Here is a 19,998-nt window from a genome sequence, read left to right as displayed (position 1 = left end):
ATCAAGGGTTGTTTATGTTCAGTTTGTCCAATTGGATTCTTAGCCGTATCAGTGGATGTTTGATTTGTACTTTCTCCGCCTGTCCGTTTACGAAGCCGGACAAGGTGAATACCGTTTTTCCAAATCCTTTGCCACTGATTCTTTGCTCAAAAGTACTACTTTTCTTTTTAATACGTGCTTTTTCACTCTTCAGAAATAGATTCTTGAAGTCAGTTTCCAGTATTTTCAGCATCTTTTTCTTTCTCATCGGTTCTATGCAGCTGTTCACTATGAAGGTGTCTCGGTGCAGGGAGAAGTCAAAAAGGCTGAGGCCAAAGTAAGTGGAGCCTAGGATACGGATTTCGTTATCGGGCATTTGGCGGACAATGAGCATTCCGCTGAAATGATGTTTCATGAAATCCAGTTGCAGGTTGTATTTTTGCGACTGTGCTTCTGCCTGCAGGATGGGAGGCAGTGCCGTAGCTTCCCCTGTCACCCGGTGTGAGCAGGAGAGCAGGATAAACAGCAACAGCAGCCAGCTAGCGTATCGTAAACTTTGCCTCATCTTTCAAAGAATTGAATTTCTTGTCCGAAAATTCGTATTCGGTATAGTTGGTTGCGGTTTCCGATAAGCGTAGTTTGTGGACAGACATATCTTTTTTGTCTAAATAAATTTGAATCTGGTTGATATATGCCTTTATCGCTTTGCTGACAGGCTTGATTTGAATGAGATAGTAACGGGCGTCTTCAAAATATTCCAAGGCATAGTCGGGCGACATGTTGGACAGGTCGCCCACCATGCAGGCGGTAAGCATATCCTGCATCTGGTTCATCATCTTGTTGGAGTGAAGGTCCATGATGCTTTTCTTTCCGTCCGATACTATTTTCAGTTGGTTGTTGTTGATCACGATAAGGTAATTCATGGGCTGTGCGTAGTCCATGCAGATTTTATTGCTCTTTTTATAATAGAATTTTCCTTTCGAGGTTATTTTCTCATCGAATACATCCAGATACTTTATCTGAGTGAAATTACTTTCGATGGACTCTATATTTTTAGCCTCTTGCAGCAGACGGGTTTCAAAATCTTTCAGAAGGGTCAGTTTCTTCATTTGTTGGGCTTGCATCGGCAGCACTGTACAGAACATCAAGAGCAAAAGTATTTTTATGTAGTTCATACTTTATAGTGGTTTATCCGTTTGTAATGGGAGCAAAGATAGTACATTTTTGGAAACTACCGAAGTGTCTTTAGTTAATGAGCGTTCAACATCTGTTGCATCAGCCTGTCTAATGCTACCACCGTATACCCCTCTTTTTCTATAAAGTCCAGAACTTGTACCAGCAGCCTGTCACTATCGGGCATCCGGTCATGCAGCAGAAGGATGGAGCCCGGAACGAGTCGTTTCTTGATGCGTTTGATAATTTTTTCAGGAGTAGGTTGCTGAGTGTCCAGTGTGCGGATGTTCCAACCAATGGGGATGTATCCCAGCTTGCGCACTGCTTTGGCCAGGGTAGGATTGGTCACTCCGAAAGGCGGCCGGAACCATAGGACCGGTTGATCGGTTACTTTTTCCAATTCTTGCTGGCAGGTTATTAAATCATGGCACATCCGTTTGAAGGTATAGAGAGGAAAATAGCCGGAATGGGAGAAGGAATGATTCCCGATGCGATGTCCTTCTTTGATGATTTGCCGGAGCAGTTCTTCATTGCCTTTTATCTTGTTTCCGATGCAAAAAAAGCAGGCTGGTATGTGTTTTTCTCTTAACACTTTCAGCACTTTGGGGGTCTGTATCGGATCGGGTCCGTCATCAAAAGTGATGGCTATGATTTTCTCTTCGGTTTTCTTGCAACAGAAGACACGCATGTAAATACAGGCACGGATGCTGTAAGAAGCGTAAAAGAAAAAGGCCATGACGCTTACTATGATGACTACAGAAACTAGGATGTGCATTGCTTGATTAAGATGATTGAGTGATACTTTAATAAATGATTTTGTAGAGATTATTCTAATTGCTTGTCATTATCTGTCAGTATTCTGAACTTTTTTTCGGTATCAATCGTATTCAAGTGTGCTAATTGCTCTTTGGCCATCTGCCGAAGATGAGTAAACCTTTTAGACTTGTCCACCTTACGTTTGATTAACTCTGCATTGAAGGATTCCATATTCGATAATACGACTAATTCATTTATGCTTGCTACATCTCTGATATTGATATTCTTATCTGCGTATTGTGGATTTGCTTCACGCCATTGTCTTGCGGTACATCCCCATAATGCGAGATTTAACAAATCAGCTTCATCGGCATAAACAAGTTTTTGATTGAAATCTTCTACTTTAGGTATAATAAAGTCTTTGATTGCATCCGTATGTATGGAATAATTTACTTTACTAAGTATTCTTTTTACGTTCCATTCACTTAATAATGGGTGTGATTCTGCTTCTTTAAGTCTTTGGTATTCTTTGATGAGATATAGTTTAAATTCAGGGCTGAGCCAAGTCCCGAATTCAAAAGCTATGTCTTTATGGGCAAAAGTTCCCCCATATCGCCCGGGCTTGGATATAATCCCTATTGCTTTAGTTTTTTCTATCCATTGTTTGGGGGTTAGGGTGAAACTGTTTGTTCCACTCTCCATTTTAAAAGCATCGAATTCGATGCCTTTAAAATTTGGATTATTTAGTTTTTCCCATAACCCTAGAAAATCAATCGTACTACGTAGACGCATCCAGTTTTGTATAATGTAGTTAGTACGTTCTCTGTCTTTGAAATGTGCCATGTCTGTCAGGCAGATATAATCATTATTATCAGGTCTTACAGATATGGATATATCAATATTCGTAACAGTTATTTTCTTCATTATTTCTACTACTTTTATTTTATGAGGGATAAAGTTAAGCATTATTCCTGTTTTCAGTATCTTAAAAGCATCTTTTTAATAGGCCATAACGCTTACTATGATGACTACAGAAACTAGGATGTGCATCGCTTGATTAAGATGATTGAGTGATTGATACCTTGATATTGGTTATAAATCAATGCGTAACGGGATGAAGCTTCTTCTTTCAAGGCTTTTGTCACCATCCAGAGAGCATAGGATGAAGCAGTCTGATATTCTCCACATTGTTCTTTAAAGCTGCTATGCAGGGCATGAGGGAACAGACTGTGTTCCAGATCCGTATAAACGGCATCTGTTGCTTCCTGCCCGTTCTTGCCACTGATAAACCAGTCAATGTCTTCGGGTGCAAGCCCGTGAGATTTTAAAAAATGATGCATTCTGTTACTGATTTCCGGAGCACTCATCCGGGTGATAAAAGTATCCACTCCTTTCAGTTCGGCAAAGGTCTGTTCCTCTTTTTGTGCGCTTAACAGGAAAAATTGTGCCCCCTCACCGGCTGTCGTTCCTTTCAACAGTCCTAAACGCTGCTGAATGATATGGCTGGTAGGGGTTATTTCATCCATAGCACCTGCCAGTACCTGCTGTTTGCCTTCGGCAATGCTCATGATGCCATCTATCAGAGCACTTTCAAAACTTAAACCGCGGTGTACATACGTAACATTATAGGCATGTATTTTGAGTAGCAAAGCTATCTGGGCACCCACCGTATTAAAGGTGGACTGAATGAAAGCGGTGGGATTGAGCATCTGTTCCCGGTTATCTATTAAGGCGTTCATAAACTTTTCCGTATCGGCCAGACAGCCCAGTCCCGTAGCGGTGATAATGGCATCTATCTTTTCCGGCGAGATATCTTTCAGACATTCCAGTCCGCAGGCTACTCCCATCTTGATCATGCGGCTCATGCGCCTCCGCAGATTGGCGTTGGTGATCATTTCTTTATAATCAGGTTCCTGTGCGGAGAAATAAGGCTTCTCATTTCTGCTTTCCGCATGAATAGAGGCGATACGGTTGATATATACTGGGCACATACGCTATTGGGTTAGAGTGGAAAATACGAGAGATGAGTTGTTGCCGCCAAATCCGAAGGAGTTGGATAATACATGTCGTATGGGAAGTTCCGACCGGAAAATCGTTTCAGGGATGAGGCCGCCTTCTTCATCGGACAGATGGAAGTTCAGGCTAGGGTAAATCAGCCCGTGACGAATGGAGAGTACGGAATATACGGCTTCTATTCCTTCTGAGGCTCCCAGGGTGTGCCCGATGAATGCTTTGACCGAACTGAAGGGAGGGATGCGGGTTCCGAAGATACGCCGGATGGCTTTCCCTTCGGAAGCGTCGTTGCTGGGAGTGCCTGTGCCATGTACATTGATATAGTCTATGGCTCCGGCTGTCAGCCCGGCAGAGGCTATGGCCTGACTCATGGAAAGGAAAGGCCCGTCTCCGTCGGGGGAACTTCCTGTCTGGTGGTAGGCTTCATTGGCATTGGCGTAACCGCTGAGTTCACAATAAGGAGCTTTAGTCAGGGATTTATCAGATTGAAGAACAAGGTATCCGGCTCCTTCTCCCAAGTTTAATCCGGCACGTGTGCGGTCGAAAGGACGGCAGTGCTCTTTGTCCAATATCATCAGTGAATTGAAACCGTTGAGCGTGAAACGGCATAAGGCATCCGTTCCGCCTACGAGGACAGTGTCCAGCAGGCCGTGCCGGATGAGGCGTGCCCCTAGCATAATGGCATTTGCGGCGGAAGAACAGGCGGTGCTGAGGGTGGTCACCGTTCCTTTTACTCCCAAATAAGCGGCTATCATTTCGGTACTGGCCCCACAGTCATGGGAGATAATGTCACGCAATCTCCCTTTTCGGTTATCTTCCCGGAAAGAGGCATAAAACCGCTCGCTTGCATCCATTCCTCCGATGGAAGTGGAAGAAATGAGCCCGATACGGGGAGAAGTGAAATCGAGTTCCGCATCATGGGCTGCTTCTTGGGCTGCCAACAAGCCTAGCAGGGCTGTACGTGAATAAGTTTTGCCGGGTGGGAGGGACAAGAGTTTCTTTAATGCTTCATTGCTCTGTTTCACTTCGGATACGGGTACGTCAAGCACGGTGGGGAAAAGGGTTATTTTCCCCATGCCGTGTTTCCCGGCTTTTAAGGAATCCAGGTTTTCTTTCACTCCTTTCCCTATTCCCGAAATCACTCCCAGACCGGTGACGTAGATCTTCCTCATTTCTGATGGGCGGTGATGTAGTCTGCCAGAGTACGTACCGAATAGAATATTTCTTTGCCTTTGGCAGGATTCTCTATTTTAATGCCATAATTCCTTTCCAGAATCAGGATAATCTCTAATGCGTCAATCGAGTCAAGCCCCAGTCCGTCATCTCCGAATAAGGGTGCTTCACTGTCAATGTCCTCCGGAGTGATTTCTTCCAGATTCAATGCTTCTATTAATTCAACTTTCAGTTTCTCAATCAATTCTTCCATATTCTTTATTGTTTTTCAATCAGTTTAAATACTGCTTTATAGGTGTTCTTCCATAATTCACACCACCCGATGATACAATAGTTCAGTTTGCCTTTTTGCATGACTATACGTGCGTATCTTTCCAGTTTTTCCGGTTGATAGGCTTCAGTGATGAAAAAGGTGTTTTCCCCTTGTATCTTGTGGCGGATGCAAATCTCGCCGGATACGACATTGGGCAGTGTGTAAACAAATACAGCCGGACTGGCTGCCTGGTCCCCTTCCCGGTCTATCAGTTGCTGGTGTCTGATGTCCGTATGCAGAGAGGAAGCGGCATTGGCAAGTAACATCCCCATTTCCAGTGGAGCGAAAGTCTTACCTTCCAGCAAGTATTCGGCGGCCACATATCCCAGTTTGCAAAGGTCATCCATTTTATAGAATTTCAAGTTGTTTCCGCCTGTTTTTTTATAGGTCTCACGTATAAATGTGCCGAAATCCGGTTCTTCGGAATGAAAAATAAGTTCGTTGTCCAGAAAGACAGAACTATTTTCAATACGAACCTCCCGTGTACATCGGATTTCGGGCAAGGTGTTGTCCTCATCCTTGAACGGAACATATTCCGGTAAAGACAAGACAATGGCCGCATTACACCCACCGAATCCCGAAGCGGTTTTTACACAATGTTTCATCGGAATGTGTTGGTGGGTTGCATAGACCGGTATCGGCATAGGAACTCCCGGCGTTTCGTAACCCGGAGTGCCGAACAGGATGCCTTGTTTCAGTTCGTGCATACAGATAATGCTTTCAATGATTCCCGATGCTCCCAGGGTATGGCCGAAATAGGGCTTCAAACTATGGACGGGTACTTGTTCCAGATGAGCCAGTGTGAGGGCTTTGGATTCCATTTCGTCATTGTATACGGTAGCTGTGCCGTGTGCATTGACAAAGCTGATGTCCTGAGGGGCTGTCCCTGCCTCCTGCATGGCTTGGCGGATGGCGAAATAGAGTCCGTCTCCTGTGCGGGAAGGACCGGAGATGTGGTTGGCGTCATTGCTTACGGCACCTCCGGAGAGGATAATGCTGCCCGGTGTCTTTTCCGTACTTAATAATACGGCTCCGCAGGCCTCTCCCAGGTTCAATCCGTCACGGCTGCTGTCATACGGACGGCAGGGGCGGGAGCTGAGAGACCGGAAAGACCGGAAACCGCTGGTGATGAAATGAGAGAGAAGATCCCCTCCCGCTACGATTACCCGGCGGTAGATACCGTTCTCTATCATGCGTTTTCCGACTATGAGGGCTGACACTCCTGAAATGCAGGCATTGGAGATGAGATGCACCCGTTTCTCGGCATGGAAATAACCGGCTATGTTTTCTGCCATTTTCCAAAGAAAGACCGCTTCATCCGGATGTCCCGTATGGCGGGCCAGTAAGTCGATGTTCCCTTTGGTGGTGGAGAGGATGAGTCCGCAGGTTTTGTCTTCCAAAGTTTGTCCGGACTGACGGATGAGTTCGTTGATAGTCAGTATGAACAGTTGTTCCATCCGGGGATAGCCACTTACTCCTATGGCTTCCGCCTGTTGTTGCAATCTCTCTTGCGAGAGAGTAGCTGCCAATAGGGGAGTGTCCGCAATCCGTTTGTCCGTCTGCAGGGTGATACCGCTGTGATAGCTCCGGATGGCTTCCAGATTTTCCTGTGTGCCGAAACCCAGCGCGCTGATCAGGGTATCATGGGTGATATAGGTAGTCAGATGATGTTCCATTTCTTTTTCCACTCTATGTAAAAGGCAGGATTAACCAGTTCCAGTTCTCTATTTGTATTCAGAAATACCTGTGTAGTGGTTCCTGTTGCCACAATGTTTTGGTCCGATGCCCGGTAGATGGTGTATTCAAAAAGGATTTTGGCGGCATCACTGTGGATAAACCGTGTCTCGACAATCGCTTCCTCACCAAAAGACAGCGGTTGTTTGAACTGGCAGGTCAGATCTACGATAGGTACTACATATCCTTCCCGGTAGATGCTCATATAGTCCAGGCCGTACCGCTTTCCGAAAGCTTCGCGTCCGTCTTCGAAATAACGCACATATTCTCCATGCCATACTATCTGCATGGAATCGATCTCACTGAAGCGGACTTTGATGGTGGTCCGGTCCGTCAGTGCCGCCTGATGTGGACTTGTTTTTCGTTTCATTCTTTCTTCAGATATATTTTCATCCGGCATTCGGCCAGCAATTCATCGTTTTCTTTTACCTCGGCGGTAATCAGGGTGATATCAAATACTTCCTGAACGATGGTTATACCGGTATATAGTTCTGCTCCGGCAGAAGGAAGACGGAATAGTTTCATCTTTTCTACCGAACCGATAAAACCTAATGGTACAGGTTCTTTCCGCAGCATATAGATATAACCTACACGTGCCGCCGCCGACTGGGCGATATGCTCTATGATTCCCGTTTCCTGTAATACACCGTCCCGGCAGAACAGGTTGTCGGTAGTGACGGTCAGCCCTGACCAGGATGTATCTTCTTCTATCCCATAGAAGCGGTCTATCATTACCATGGGCGGGCGTTGGGGAATCAGCCGGAACAGTTCTTCTCCTTGACAGATGATTTCTTTGCTGCTCATTTCAGTCTGCATTGCAGGATGCTGTGTCCCAGTCCTATGTTATCTTGAATTTCTTCCACTTCCAATCCGGCATTTTCAATGCAGCGGATCAGGTCGTCCGAATGGAACATCTTACTGTTGCCGTTGGCCATTGCTGTAAAGTAGAGGCTGATTTGTGTCAGGCAATAAGACGCGGTTTCATACCGTTGGCGGTCCCATAATGTTTCCATAATATAGACTTTGCTGTCTTTGCCGATGGATTGTGCCACACGGGTCAGGATGCTGGTGACTTCTTCTTCCGAGAAGCAGTCCAGGAACTGGCTCATCCATACAGCGTCAAAACCACAGGGAAAGGGCACGTCCCGATCCAGCAGATTGGCGCCGTGACCGTGTATGCGTTCGGCACCGGGCAAACCGGCAGTTTGCTTTCTCATCATTTCCAGTTGTTGAGGCAGGTCCACGATGGTTACTTCCACTTCCTTATTATATTGTACGCATTGTGTGGCCCATCTGCCGGTATTCCCGCCAATATCGAGCAAGCGTTTCGGGTGATGGCTGAACACGATTTCCAATGCTTTGCCGAATGACTGGTCCGAATAGAAATGATCAAAGCCGAACCAGCTTTTCTGTACCTGTTCCGGCAATTGGGACAGACCTTCGTAAATGGTAGGCCATTCTCCGAATACTTTCAATCCTTCCGGACGCCCGTTTAAAAGAGCTTCTTCCAGATGGAACAATCCTTGATAGTTCACATCGTGATTGAATTCCATATTGACACGAGCCATTTTATCGTTCAGCAGAAACCAGCCTGCCTTGGCCAGTACATAACGGTCTTCTTCCAACAGGATGGTTCCGATGGTCAGCGATGCTTCCAGTAATACTTGTGCCGCATAGCGTGTCAGTCCGGTCCGCCCGCTGATTTCTTGCAGCGTATATCCTTCCCGTTTGTCGGCCAATAATTGGAAAATTCCGAATTTCAACATCAGGCGCGATACTTGGAATACCACAGGACCGAAAGCTATCTCTTGTGCCAGTCTTTGCGCTTCGGCAGCCGTACATTGTTCTTTTGTATATCTTTTATGCATCATACCAGATTTATTTTTATGTCCAGAACGGGTAGTAATTGAACCATTGTTCCGGATACTGCCGGACAACCTTTTCCAGCGTTTGTGTATATTGCTCTAATAATGCCTGTTCGGCCCGTTTCTCTTTCGTCCGTACTACTGTCTCGGCTATAAAGAAATGAAAACGATACGTTCTTTGGGCTTCACGCATGGCAAAATAGAATACGACGGGTACTTTTAGCTTCGAAGCCAACAGGAAAGGGCCCATCGGAAATTTGGCTTCTTTTCCCATGAAAGAAGTCGTGAGTAACTTTTCTTTATTCAGATAGCGGTCTCCCTGAAAGCAGACATACTCCCGGCGGTCCAGCGCTTCCGTGATGCGGAATACATGTGTCAGGCTGTCTTCATTCACCGGAATTATTTTGTAGTCTCGCGTAGAGGCGTTCTTTTCCAAAATCTCCTTTATCCGCTGGTGTTCGGCATCAAACATGACGATATTGATCTTTTTGCCATATTCATCGAAGAAAGGAGCGCCTATTTCCCAGTTGCCCACATGGGCGCCTATCATAATCACTCCGGTGTCTCCATTCAGTACGTTCAAGAATTCAGCATAGTTCTCGAATTCGAAGTGATATTTATCCGTCATTCCGTTGCCGATAGCTACTTTGTCAATCAATATCTGTCCCAGCCGGTAATAGTTTTTCAGGAGCAGTGCGGCGGATTTAAGCCGTCCGTATTTCAGCCTGTTCCGTGCATAACGCCAGGTATTGCCCGTTGCTTTCGGTGCGAAAGGTATGAAGTAGAGGACGACCAGCGTCAGAAAGCCGTAGGCCGCAGTTATCCCCAGACAGCGGATCATGTAGATAAAGAACATGTATCCGAATGTGCCTCCTCTTGTCTTACCTTTCCATGTCCCGGACATCAGTCTTCTTTTTGTATACGTGAGATTACCAGATTATAGAAATCCTGGAAGGTCCTGATACCGACAAAATCCTTGGCGGTAACAGTGAAACCGAAATTCTTGTCAATCAGCACTACCATATCCACCAGGTCAAGGCTGTCCAGTTCCAAGGTCTGCATCAAAGGTGCGTCCGGCTGGATCAGTTCTACGTCAATCTCAAATTCTTCGGCCAGAGTGGTTCTGATCTTTTCGATGATTTCTTCGTTGGTCATAAGCTATATATGGGTTTGAATTAATTGTTTTCTTTCAATTTACGGATAATCAGTGAGGAATTGGTTCCCCCGAATCCGAATGAGTTGGACAGGAAGGTATCAAATTCCGTTTCTATCCTCCGGGTAGGAATATTCAGCAGGACAGAGGCTTCATCGGGCTCTTCAAAATTAAGGTTGGGAGCAATGAAGCCGTTATTCATCATTAAGGTAGAATAGATCACCTCGCTGGCGCCCGCCATCCACATCTCATGTCCGGTTTGTGACTTGGTGGATGTGACGTAGGGATGATGATTTCCGAATACTTCCGCTATCGCCTTTGCCTCGTTCAAATCTCCTACGGGGGTGGAGGTGGCGTGTGCGTTGATATATTGGATTTCTTCCAAAGGAATGCCCGCATCGTTGATTGCCATTTGCAAGGAGCGTCTGGGGCCGTCCACATTCGGTACGGAAATATGATCTCCGTTTGATGAGAAACCGTATCCTATGACTTCTGCCAGAATAGTAGCTCCGCGCTTAACGGCAGATTCATAACTTTCGAGTACCAGACTGGCACCTCCTCCGCTGGGAATCAGTCCGTCCCGTCCCTTGTCAAAGGGGCGTGATGCCTTTTCCGGTTCGCCCTCTCGGGTGGAGAATGCGCCCAATCCGTCGAAACTACCCACGGAATAGGGATTCACTTCCTGTGCCCCTCCGCACAGAATGCAGTCTTGAAGTCCCGATTTGATCAGCAGATACGCCATGCCGATGGCATGTGAACCACTGGCGCAAGCTCCCGATATGGTAAAGTTAATTCCTTTTAAATGGAAAATAACCGAAAGATTCATGGTTATTGTGGAGTTCATGGACTGGAAGATGGAGCCGGAGCCCACCATAGCCGTATTCTTTTTGGCACGGATGACGTCAATGGCATTGATTACCGGGGCGGCACTACTGTCATTGCCGTACAATATGCCAACTTCACGGTTCCATAAAAATTCCTCGTCTATTTGTGCCTGGCGGAATGCCTCCAAGGTAGCCATATAGGCGTATTCTCCCTGTTCGGCGAGGCTATGCCGCTTTTTGCGATCCAGTAACGTCTTCAGGTCAGGACGTTCGACAATTCCTGTCAATGCGGAAAAATACCCCATCTCCTTACGGACCGGATCAATTCCGATGCCGGAACGCCCTTGGAACAAAGCGTCTTTTACTTCATCCTGATTCCTGCCTATGCACGAATAGATACCCATGCCTGTTATCACTACTCTTCTCATTTTCTGCTTATGTATAGATTCCTCCATTGATGGAAATTACCTCTCCGGTGATATAGGAGGCTTGTTCGGATGCCAGGAAGCCTACCAGAGCGGCTACTTCCCCGGGTTCGCCGAACCGTCCTGCCGGAATGTGTTTTTTCCATTCATTTTCATCAATGCCTTCTGTCATATCCGTACGGATAAATCCCGGTGCTACGGCATTCACCGTCACGTGTTTTCTGGCCACTTCCTGTGCCAGTGCTTTGGTGGCGGCTATCATTCCGCCTTTGGCTGCCGAATAATTGGTTTGTCCCGGCATCCCTTTGATGCCCGACAGGGAGACGATGTTGATAATACGTCCGAACCGCTTGACCAGCATATTTTTCAGCAAGGGTTGGGTCACGTTAAAGAAACCGTTCAGGCTGATATCCAATACCCGGCTCCATTCATCCTGTTCCATCCACAGCATCAGGTTGTCACGGCGTATGCCGGCATTGTTCACCAGCACTTCAATGTAGGTATCGGGATGCTGCTCCATCCAGCCGTTCAGTGCGGCGTGCGCGGCTGCTGCGTCGGTCACGTCAAATTTCATCAGTTCACCGTCCGAGCCTTGTTCACGTATCTGTTGCAGAGTGGCTTCCGCTTCCGTATCGTTGCTTTGGTAGTTTATCAGTATCTGATATCCCATTTCGGCCAGTTTCAGACAAATGGCTCGTCCGATGCCCCGGCTTCCTCCTGTTACTAATGCGTATTTCATTTTTCAGACTCTTCTAATAATCCTTTTTTCAGTGCTCTGCGCACCAGTTTGCGCATAGCATCGTCCAGAGCGGAAAAACCGGTGAAGATTGAAGCATTTCCCTGATAACGCTTGGATTTCCAAAGCCTCTTCCCGTTCAAATCGCTTACCTCGGCAATGACCCGGACGCGGGCGCCGTCCGAAGCTAAGCTGAGCAGGTTCACCCCTTTTTTCTCTACTGATACTTTAAGGATGAAATCAGCTTCTTCCTTAGAATCAACCAATTGCCAGCGGTTCCATTCTTCTCCCACTAGTATATTGTGAATAGCTTCTTGGGCTTCCGGAATATTCTTTTTAACATCGACAAACTCTACATAGGCTTTGTTTCCTTCAGCTACAAGTTCTTTCAGCGTTTCTCCTTGTGCCTTGATGTGTATTGCCAGGCACAAAGCTATAAGTAATAGGGTGATTTTTTTCATGGTTGCTTCTTCTTTAAAAAAATGATCATTTCTTCTATCTCTTTATATTTGGGCGTATCTTCCCGGAATACAGGGAAAAAGGCCCGTATCTCTTGATATGCTTGTTGCGACCGGGGGCTTAGCCGGCCGGCTATATCCAGGCAATCAATGGCTTGTACAATACCCATCATCAGGATAGCCATCACCTGATAAGCATTTTCAATGACAGTCTTTGCCAGCAGTGCGGAATTGGTACCCATGCTTACAATGTCCTGATTGTCATTGTTGTTGGGGATGCTGTGCACATACATCGGGTTGGACAAGGTCTGGCACTCTGCCGTAGTAGAGGTTGCGGTAAATTGCGACGCTTGCAAGCCATAGTTCAACCCCAGTACTCCCAGGTTGACAAAAGGTGGCAGAATGCCGTTGATGCGGTCGTGAAACAGGTAATTGATCTGCCGTTCGGCAAGCATCGTCAGTTTGGTAACCGCTATTTTCAGTTTATCCATTTCAAATGAGATGTAATCTCCGTGAAAGTTACCGCCATGATACACATTTTGTGTGTCAGGGTCCACTATCGGATTGTCACAAGCGGAGTTTATTTCGTTTATCAATACTTTTTCGGCATTGAGCAGTTCATCATAAACCGGTCCTAGAATCTGTGGGATACAGCGCAGCGAATAATAAGGCTGCACCTTATGAGTGAAGATTTTCTCTTCGTGTTTCCCGTTGTAAAGTTCATTTTCTCTTTTGCGCACACATTGGCTGCCTTTCACCCATTGGCGCATCATGCGGGCTATCTCCTGCTGTCCTTCGTGATGTTTGGCTTCGTTCAGTGGTTCGGACATGAAGTCGTCATACGAGGCGGCAATTTCATTCATCATGACCGATGCTCCCACCGCCCACTGCATCAGTTGCCGCGCATAGATCAAGTTGACAATGCCTATACCGGTCATGACCGAAGTGCCGTTGGTCACTGAAAGTCCTTCGCGGATGTGCATTTGGAAGGGTTGCAATCCGTTTTCCGCCAGTACGGATGCCGTATCTCTTTTCTTGCCTTGGTAAAAGACTTCTCCTTCTCCGATCAGTGTGAGGGCGATATGGGCGAGCTGCACCAGATCGCCGCTGGCTCCTACACTGCCGTGTTCGGGTACGTATGGAGTGATCCCCCGGTTGATAAATTCGGTAATGAGCAGTGCCAGTTCTTTGTGTACACCGGATTTTCCTTGCAGGAACGTATAGAGACGTGCAATCATGGCAGCTTTGACATAGAGTTCAGGCAGAGGTTGCCCGGCACCGGTGGCGTGGCTGCGGATGATATTGTACTGTAACTGTGACAAGGATTCATCTTCAATACGATATTGGGCCATCGGTCCAAAACCGGTATTGATTCCGTAGATGATCTTGTCGTTGGAGAATGTTTTCAGAAAATTGAAACTCTCTTCCAGTTTTTGTATACATGGACCGGAGAGTATCAGGGGTTCTTCTTCAAACAAGATCTTATACAGGGACGCTAAAGTTATTGTTTTCTCTGCTATCATTTGGTTTGTGCGATAAAACAGTTTTGTATAGTTTCTGCAAAAGCAGTTAGCTTAAAATAAGTAGCGCGTTTCGAAAGGTTCACCACAGATTACACAGGTAATCTGTGATGAAAAAACCAGTGTCGCTCTACGTATTTTATTTATTCAGTCTCCATGTGAAGCCGTCTTTGGTATCTTTTACTTCGAAACCAAGAGCGGCCAGCTCATCACGGATCTTGTCACTTGTCGCCCAGTCCTTGTTGGCTTTGGCTTTCATGCGTTGTTCCAGCAGCATATCCACTACTTTACCGTATGCCTCTTCGCGTGCCTCGTTATTGGCGGCTTCTTCTTTCAGTCCCAGAATTTCATACATAAAGAGATGGAACACACTTTTCAGTTCTTCCAGGTCTTCGGCGGAGAGGGTCGCTTTTTTATCCAGAACCGTGTTGATCATACGGGCACCGTCAAACAGATGGGCAATGACAATCGGTGAGTTCAAGTCATCATTCATGGCTGTATAACACTTCTCACGCAAGTCTTTTACTCCCTCTATGCCGGTGGTTTGTGTCGCCGGAGTGATGCGGTCAAGCCCTTTCACTGCTTCTGTCAGTCGTTCCAAACCTTTTTCGGCCGCCTGTAACGCTTCGTTGCTGAAGTCCACTGTGCTGCGGTAGTGTGCCTGAAGGATAAAGAAGCGGATGGTCATGGCGCTGTAGGCTTGTGTCAGCAATGGGTGAGTACCGTGGAAGAACTCGTCCAGATTGATGAAGTTGCCGTATGATTTACCCATCTTCTGTCCGTTGATGGTAATCATGTTGTTGTGCATCCAGTAGTGAACCATATCATCTCCTTGTGAGGCCACGCTTTGTGCGATCTCACATTCGTGGTGCGGGAAGATCAAGTCCATTCCTCCTCCGTGAATATCGAAATGTTCACCTAAATACTTTTTGCCCATGGCGGTACATTCACAATGCCAGCCGGGGAATCCGTTGCTCCACGGACTGGGCCAGCGCATGATGTGTTCGGGCTGTGCACATTTCCACAAGGCGAAATCGGCAGGGTTGCGCTTCTCGCTTTGTCCGTCCAGTTCGCGGGTGGTGTTCAGCACATCGTCCAGGTTGCGGCCGGACAGTTTGCCGTAATGATGGTCTTTGTTGTATTTGGCTACATCGAAATACACGGAGCCTTCACTTTCGTATGCATAGCCGTTTTTCAGGATTTCTTCTACCAGCTCTATCTGTTCAATGATATGGCCCGATGCATGTGGTTCGATGCTGGGTGGAAGCACATTCAAGGCTTCCATAGCCTTGTGGTAGCGGTTCACGTAATATTGTACCACTTCCATGGGCTCTAGTTGTTCCAGGCGGGCTTTCTTGGCAATTTTATCTTCGCCTTCATCGGCGTCATGTTCCAGATGGCCGACATCGGTAATGTTGCGGACATAGCGTACCTTGTATCCCAAATGAGTAAGATAACGGTACAGGATATCGAACGTGATGGCAGGACGTGCGTGTCCCAAATGGGCGTCGCCATATACGGTAGGGCCGCATACATACATACCTACATGGGGGGCATGCAAAGGAACGAAAAGTTCCTTTTGGCGGCTCAATGTATTGTAAATGGTTAGTTTATTTTCCATAATTCATTCTATTAGGCTTGCAAAGTTATAAATTAAAGTGTGTATTTGGCTAATAATTAACAAAAAATCTGCATATTGTTTGGAGACAATATGCAGATTCTGATCTGTTTGTATGAAATTACTTCACCAGAATAACTCCACCTTCCGGTTGGATGGTGAGGGTGACTTCTCCCTCTTTTTTCAATGTTATCTCTTCAGCGTGAGGATTTCGCTTTTTATCATCCTGATAAAGCATCACTTGATCTCCTATCCCACACATGGGCAGGTTCAACTTTAATTTCAGCGGTTCTTTTTGTGCATTGATGCCGGCTATGTACCATTTATCGGCATGGCGGCGTGCCAGTATTACGTACTTGCCCGGATAGCCGTCAATAAATTTTGTTTCATCCCAAGTCGTGGGTACTTGCTTCATGAAGTCCAGGCACACTTGGGGGGCGTCGGTCAGGTTGTTAGGTGCCAAGGCAAAGTTCTGGATCGGATTTTGGAACAAAACAGCTGTCGCCAGTTCGAACACATCGGTGGTCTTGCGTATGCTTCCGCCGTCATTGTTGCGGTTGAGGCGTTTGTTGAGGAATGTGCCGCCAAACTCCATACAACCAATCGTATTGCGGATGAATGGGTGCAGACAGGCGTTAAACGCTTCTTCATCGCAAAAATGTTGTTGGAAAATCAGGTTCTCGGATGCCAGTACGGCTTCGCTGCCTACGTAGTTGGGGTACATCCGTTCCCATCCGCGGGGAATGGTACAGCCGTGGAAAATAACCATCAGCCCGTTGTCGTCCGCGTCGCTCAGGATGGCTTCGTACAGCCGCATGGTTTCTTGTTTGTCGCCTCCGAAGAAGTCCACTTTGATGCCTTTCACTCCCAGACTGTGCAGCCATTTCATTTCCTTTTTACGGACAATGGGGTTGTCCATGTAGTTGGTGGGACCTTGCACGATATCATTCCAGTAGCCGCTGGAACTATACCATAAAAATACGTCTACATTTTTGCTGTTTGCATAGTCTATGAAGTCCTTCATGCGGGCGCGTCCTATATTCGTATCCCACCAGTTGTCTATCAATACATATTCATATCCCATGGCGGCGGCAAGATCCACATATTTTTTCTGGTCTTCGAAATTGATGCTTCCATCCTGCCAGAGTATCCAGCTCCAGGTGCCGCGTCCCATTTTATAGGTGTGTTCTGTTGGGTAGAGAGGTTCCACTACATCCCATGGAATGGTTGTTTCGACAATGGGCTTCAGGTTTTCGCCTACCGTAATCGTGCGCCAGGGAGTGGAGCCGGGCAAGGCAAGGCCGGGGGTTGTCGTGCCGTTACCGTTGTTTTCTTCGGGCATGGGGAAAGCGATGGTATAGAGCCCTTCGGCGGTGGCGTCGCTCAGGTGTGAGGCGCAGTATTTACTGTCCACTCCGGTTTCGCTGATAAGCGCCCAGCCGTTTTCTCCTACATGGAACAGGCAGGGGAACGTGTAGCCGTGTCCGTATGCTGAGCGTACATTCATGGGGGCATCGGCTTTGTATTCTTCCTCATAGCTGGGTTTGGTACGTTTCCAGCCTATCATGGCATCGCTTTGAGGACAGAGGAAAGTGGTGGTGAAAGAGGGAAAATCAAAACCGGTCGTCTCTTTTTCTATCACGATACTTCCCGTGTCGCCATATTTAGGCATTTCGTAGCGGAAAGCGATATCGTTGTTGCTTATGCGGAACACTACATGGATATTCTTCTTTTCCTTATTGGCCAAGGTACAGGTCAGTTCGTTGGCCCGGTAGTGTATTTGTGATTGTTTGATGCGGTCTTGCGTATAGGTTTTATCTATTTTATTCTCTTTTTGTCCGGTGAAAGTCATATCCCGGCTGAAGTCTCCCACATTGGCGACGAAACCTAACGGTGAGTCTTCCAGAATGGTCTTGTTCTTATAAGTGACGGAATAAACGGGGATGCCTTGTTTTACGGATACATTTACTTTCAGATTTCCGTCTGGCCCGGATGCTGTGACGCTTTGTCCCGAAACCGTCAGAGAGGTGATTAGTCCGATGACTAAACTGATGAGTGTTTTCATGATTTTAATCTTATTGGTTTGATGATGGAGGCAAAATTACAGAATAAAACTGATGTCCTGAGGAAATAAAATAGTCACATAGGGTATACAAATCATTCAAATTGCGGCCTATCACAATAAATCGTATCTTGTCTTTCCTCTCAAATACTATCTTTTTCTATCTTTGTTCGGAGAATTTTAATTTTTAAGCTAATCATATCATGAAATTACACAGAACTCTATTTACAGCATTGGCGTTTGCTGCCGGAGTAGCGCTACATGCACAGAATGTGCACAACATGGTCGTACAGACTAATAAACCGGGTGCGGAAATACAGCCCACCATGTATGGCTTGTTTTTTGAGGACATTAATTACGGAGCCGACGGAGGCCTGTATGCCGAACTGGTAAAGAACCGTTCCTTTGAATTCCCGCAACGTTTTATGGGGTGGACTATTTTCGGCAATGTGACATTGATGGACGACGGACCGTTCGAACGTAATCCGCATTATGTCCGTCTGGGCAATTCCGGTCACAGGGAAAAACATACAGGAATTGAAAACGAAGGTTTCTTCGGCATCGGTGTCAAGGAAGGGGCCGGGTATCGTTTTTCCGTATGGGCACGCGGTGAGAATCAGAAACTTCGCATTGAATTGATCAGGAATGATACCATGGAGGAACGACAGGCCTTTGAATCCAAAGAACTGACGGTGAACTCGAAGGAATGGAAACAATATGAGGTGATATTGAAATCGCCAAGAACAGAGCCCAAGGCCCATCTCCGCATTTTCCTTGAGAGTCCCGGTACAGTAGACCTGGAGCATGTGTCTCTCTTTCCGGTAGATACTTGGAAGGAACGTAAGAACGGGCTTCGTAAGGACTTGGTTCAGGCTTTATATGATATCAAGCCCGGTGTTTTCCGTTTTCCCGGCGGTTGTATTGTGGAAGGCACCGATGAGGCTACCCGTTATGAATGGAAGAAGACTGTGGGAGCGGTAGAAAACCGTCCGTTGAATGAAAACCGTTGGCACTATACGTTCAAGCATCGTTTCTTCCCCGATTATTTCCAGACTTACGGACTGGGTTTCTTTGAGTATTTCCAGTTGTCGGAAGATATAGGTGCCGAACCGCTGCCTATTCTGAACTGCGGGCTGATCTGCCAGTATCAGAACGCTCCCGACCAGCAGGTCAGCCTGTCCAAACTCGATTCGTATATACAGGATGCGTTGGATCTGATTGAATTTGCCAATGGTGATGTCACAACCCCTTGGGGAAAAGTCCGTGCCGATATGGGACATCCCGCTCCCTTTAATCTGAAGTTCCTGGGCATTGGCAACGAACAATGGGGGCCGGAATATCCGGAGCGTCTGAAACGCTTTGTCGAAGTGCTTCGTAAGGCGCATCCCGAAATCAAGATCGTCGGCAGCTCGGGACCTCAGTCCGAAGGCAAGGACTTTGATTATCTGTGGCCGGAAATGAAAAACCTGAAAGTGGATTTGGTGGATGAGCATTTCTATCGTCCCGAAAGCTGGTTCCTGTCACAGGGCAACCGTTATGACCACTATGACCGCAAAGGTCCGAAGGTGTTTGCCGGAGAGTATGCCTGTCACGGGAAAGGCAAGAAGTGGAATCATTTCAACGCTGCCTTAATGGAAGCTGCTTTCATGACCGGACTGGAACGGAATGCCGATGTGGTGCACATGGCTACATACGCTCCCTTGTTTGCTCATGTGGAAGGATGGCAGTGGCGTCCGGATCTGATCTGGTTTGATAACTTGAACTCCGTCCGTACTTGCAGCTACTATGTGCAGCAGCTTTATGCTCATCACAAAGGAACGCATGTACTGCCACTGACGATGGATAAAAAAGCGGTGAGCGGTCAGGATGGCTTGTTTGCCAGTGCCGTATGGGACAAGCATGAACAGGCGTACATGGTGAAGATCGCCAATACTTCAGATCAGGCACAACCGGTGTCGTTGACTTTCACCGGACTGAAGAAGAATGATATATTGGCTGATGGAAAATGTATCTTGTTGCAGTCCGACGATTTGGACAAGGATAATACGGTAGGAAATCCGGAGGTCATCACTCCGAAGGAAAGTGCTGTCGCTGTTGACGGTCATGTGCTGAATGCGACAGTCGCTCCCAGAACCTTTGTCCTTTATAAGTTTGTCAAAGAGAAGAAATAAGCCACCTTCCTTTTCCAGCGAGTGT

Annotated in this window: 20 protein-coding genes; 1 reads left to right on the top strand and 19 read right to left on the bottom strand. The window is 46.8% G+C overall.

Going from position 1 to position 19,998, the window contains the following annotated elements; all coding sequences use genetic code 11:
• Position 1: 1 nt before the first annotated feature.
• From lolB2 to ACYQ0C_RS20185, 19 genes are all read right to left on the bottom strand, one after another.
• Positions 2–544, bottom strand: coding sequence for a flexirubin biosynthesis protein LolB2 (lolB2, locus tag ACYQ0C_RS20275; protein WP_016274645.1), 543 nt, complete (start codon positions 542–544; stop codon positions 2–4).
• Entirely contained in the window at positions 519–1,154 is a 636-nt protein-coding gene (gene lolA2 / locus ACYQ0C_RS20270; protein ID WP_016274644.1) for a flexirubin biosynthesis/transport protein LolA2, read from the bottom strand. The genes lolB2 and lolA2 overlap by 26 nt, the downstream gene beginning before the upstream one ends.
• A gap of 74 nt (positions 1,155–1,228) precedes the next feature.
• A complete protein-coding gene (locus tag ACYQ0C_RS20265; protein WP_016274643.1) occupies positions 1,229–1,927 on the bottom strand; it encodes a polysaccharide deacetylase family protein in 699 nt (232 codons plus the stop codon).
• Between the two features lie 50 nt (positions 1,928–1,977).
• Positions 1,978–2,832, bottom strand: a complete 855-nt coding sequence (locus ACYQ0C_RS20260; RefSeq protein ID WP_005850183.1) for a KilA-N domain-containing protein — start codon at positions 2,830–2,832, stop codon at positions 1,978–1,980.
• Positions 2,833–2,945: 113 nt separating this feature from the next.
• Complete coding sequence (locus tag ACYQ0C_RS20255; protein ID WP_016274642.1) at positions 2,946–3,899, bottom strand: beta-ketoacyl synthase chain length factor; 954 nt, start codon at positions 3,897–3,899, stop codon at positions 2,946–2,948.
• Positions 3,900–3,902: 3 nt separating this feature from the next.
• Positions 3,903–5,093 carry a beta-ketoacyl-[acyl-carrier-protein] synthase family protein gene (locus ACYQ0C_RS20250; RefSeq protein WP_016274641.1) on the bottom strand — a complete coding sequence of 397 codons (1,191 nt, stop codon included), beginning with the start codon at positions 5,091–5,093 and terminating at the stop codon, positions 3,903–3,905.
• Positions 5,090–5,347 carry a phosphopantetheine-binding protein gene (locus tag ACYQ0C_RS20245; protein ID WP_007833804.1) on the bottom strand — a complete coding sequence of 86 codons (258 nt, stop codon included), beginning with the start codon at positions 5,345–5,347 and terminating at the stop codon, positions 5,090–5,092. The genes ACYQ0C_RS20250 and ACYQ0C_RS20245 overlap by 4 nt, the downstream gene beginning before the upstream one ends.
• A 5-nt stretch (positions 5,348–5,352) precedes the next feature.
• Entirely contained in the window at positions 5,353–7,083 is a 1,731-nt protein-coding gene (locus ACYQ0C_RS20240) for a beta-ketoacyl synthase N-terminal-like domain-containing protein (protein ID WP_016274640.1), read from the bottom strand.
• A complete protein-coding gene (locus tag ACYQ0C_RS20235; protein ID WP_005850194.1) occupies positions 7,068–7,511 on the bottom strand; it encodes an acyl-CoA thioesterase in 444 nt (147 codons plus the stop codon). Before ACYQ0C_RS20235 ends, ACYQ0C_RS20240 begins: the two co-directional genes overlap by 16 nt.
• Positions 7,508–7,945, bottom strand: a complete 438-nt coding sequence (locus tag ACYQ0C_RS20230) for a hotdog family protein (protein ID WP_005850196.1) — start codon at positions 7,943–7,945, stop codon at positions 7,508–7,510. Before ACYQ0C_RS20230 ends, ACYQ0C_RS20235 begins: the two co-directional genes overlap by 4 nt.
• Complete coding sequence (locus tag ACYQ0C_RS20225; RefSeq protein WP_016274639.1) at positions 7,942–9,012, bottom strand: FlxJ family methyltransferase; 1,071 nt, start codon at positions 9,010–9,012, stop codon at positions 7,942–7,944. The genes ACYQ0C_RS20230 and ACYQ0C_RS20225 overlap by 4 nt, the downstream gene beginning before the upstream one ends.
• A gap of 13 nt (positions 9,013–9,025) precedes the next feature.
• The gene (locus tag ACYQ0C_RS20220) at positions 9,026–9,910 is read right to left on the bottom strand and encodes a lysophospholipid acyltransferase family protein (protein ID WP_016274638.1); all 885 of its coding nucleotides are present in this window, start codon (positions 9,908–9,910) and stop codon (positions 9,026–9,028) included.
• Entirely contained in the window at positions 9,910–10,161 is a 252-nt protein-coding gene (locus tag ACYQ0C_RS20215; protein ID WP_016274637.1) for an acyl carrier protein, read from the bottom strand. Before ACYQ0C_RS20215 ends, ACYQ0C_RS20220 begins: the two co-directional genes overlap by 1 nt.
• 20 nt (positions 10,162–10,181) lie before the next feature.
• Positions 10,182–11,411, bottom strand: a complete 1,230-nt coding sequence (locus ACYQ0C_RS20210; protein ID WP_016274636.1) for a beta-ketoacyl-[acyl-carrier-protein] synthase family protein — start codon at positions 11,409–11,411, stop codon at positions 10,182–10,184.
• Positions 11,412–11,418: 7 nt separating this feature from the next.
• On the bottom strand, positions 11,419–12,147 hold the full coding sequence (flxB, locus tag ACYQ0C_RS20205) for a flexirubin biosynthesis SDR family reductase FlxB (protein WP_016274635.1): 729 nt from the start codon (positions 12,145–12,147) through the stop codon (positions 11,419–11,421).
• Positions 12,144–12,605 (bottom strand): hypothetical protein, encoded by a 462-nt coding sequence (locus ACYQ0C_RS20200; RefSeq protein WP_016274634.1) that lies wholly within the window; start codon positions 12,603–12,605, stop codon positions 12,144–12,146. Before ACYQ0C_RS20200 ends, flxB begins: the two co-directional genes overlap by 4 nt.
• Positions 12,602–14,125, bottom strand: coding sequence for a flexirubin biosynthesis tyrosine ammonia-lyase FlxA (flxA, locus tag ACYQ0C_RS20195; RefSeq protein WP_016274633.1), 1,524 nt, complete (start codon positions 14,123–14,125; stop codon positions 12,602–12,604). Before flxA ends, ACYQ0C_RS20200 begins: the two co-directional genes overlap by 4 nt.
• A 136-nt stretch (positions 14,126–14,261) precedes the next feature.
• Positions 14,262–15,743, bottom strand: a complete 1,482-nt coding sequence (cysS, locus tag ACYQ0C_RS20190) for a cysteine--tRNA ligase (RefSeq protein ID WP_016274632.1) — start codon at positions 15,741–15,743, stop codon at positions 14,262–14,264.
• A 118-nt stretch (positions 15,744–15,861) separates the two neighbouring features.
• Entirely contained in the window at positions 15,862–17,805 is a 1,944-nt protein-coding gene (locus tag ACYQ0C_RS20185; RefSeq protein WP_244964563.1) for a glycoside hydrolase family 97 protein, read from the bottom strand.
• Positions 17,806–18,005: 200 nt separating this feature from the next.
• Here ACYQ0C_RS20185 and ACYQ0C_RS20180 point away from each other — a divergent pair, with 200 nt between their 5' ends.
• Positions 18,006–19,973: an alpha-L-arabinofuranosidase C-terminal domain-containing protein gene (locus tag ACYQ0C_RS20180; protein WP_016274630.1), complete on the top strand. Its 1,968-nt coding sequence runs from the start codon at positions 18,006–18,008 to the stop codon at positions 19,971–19,973.
• Positions 19,974–19,998: the final 25 nt, after the last annotated feature.

This window comes from Phocaeicola sartorii JCM 17136 = DSM 21941 (genome assembly GCF_054653615.1).
The sequence above is the reverse complement of the archived record's forward strand: the minus strand, read 5'-3'. Positions and strand labels throughout refer to the sequence as shown.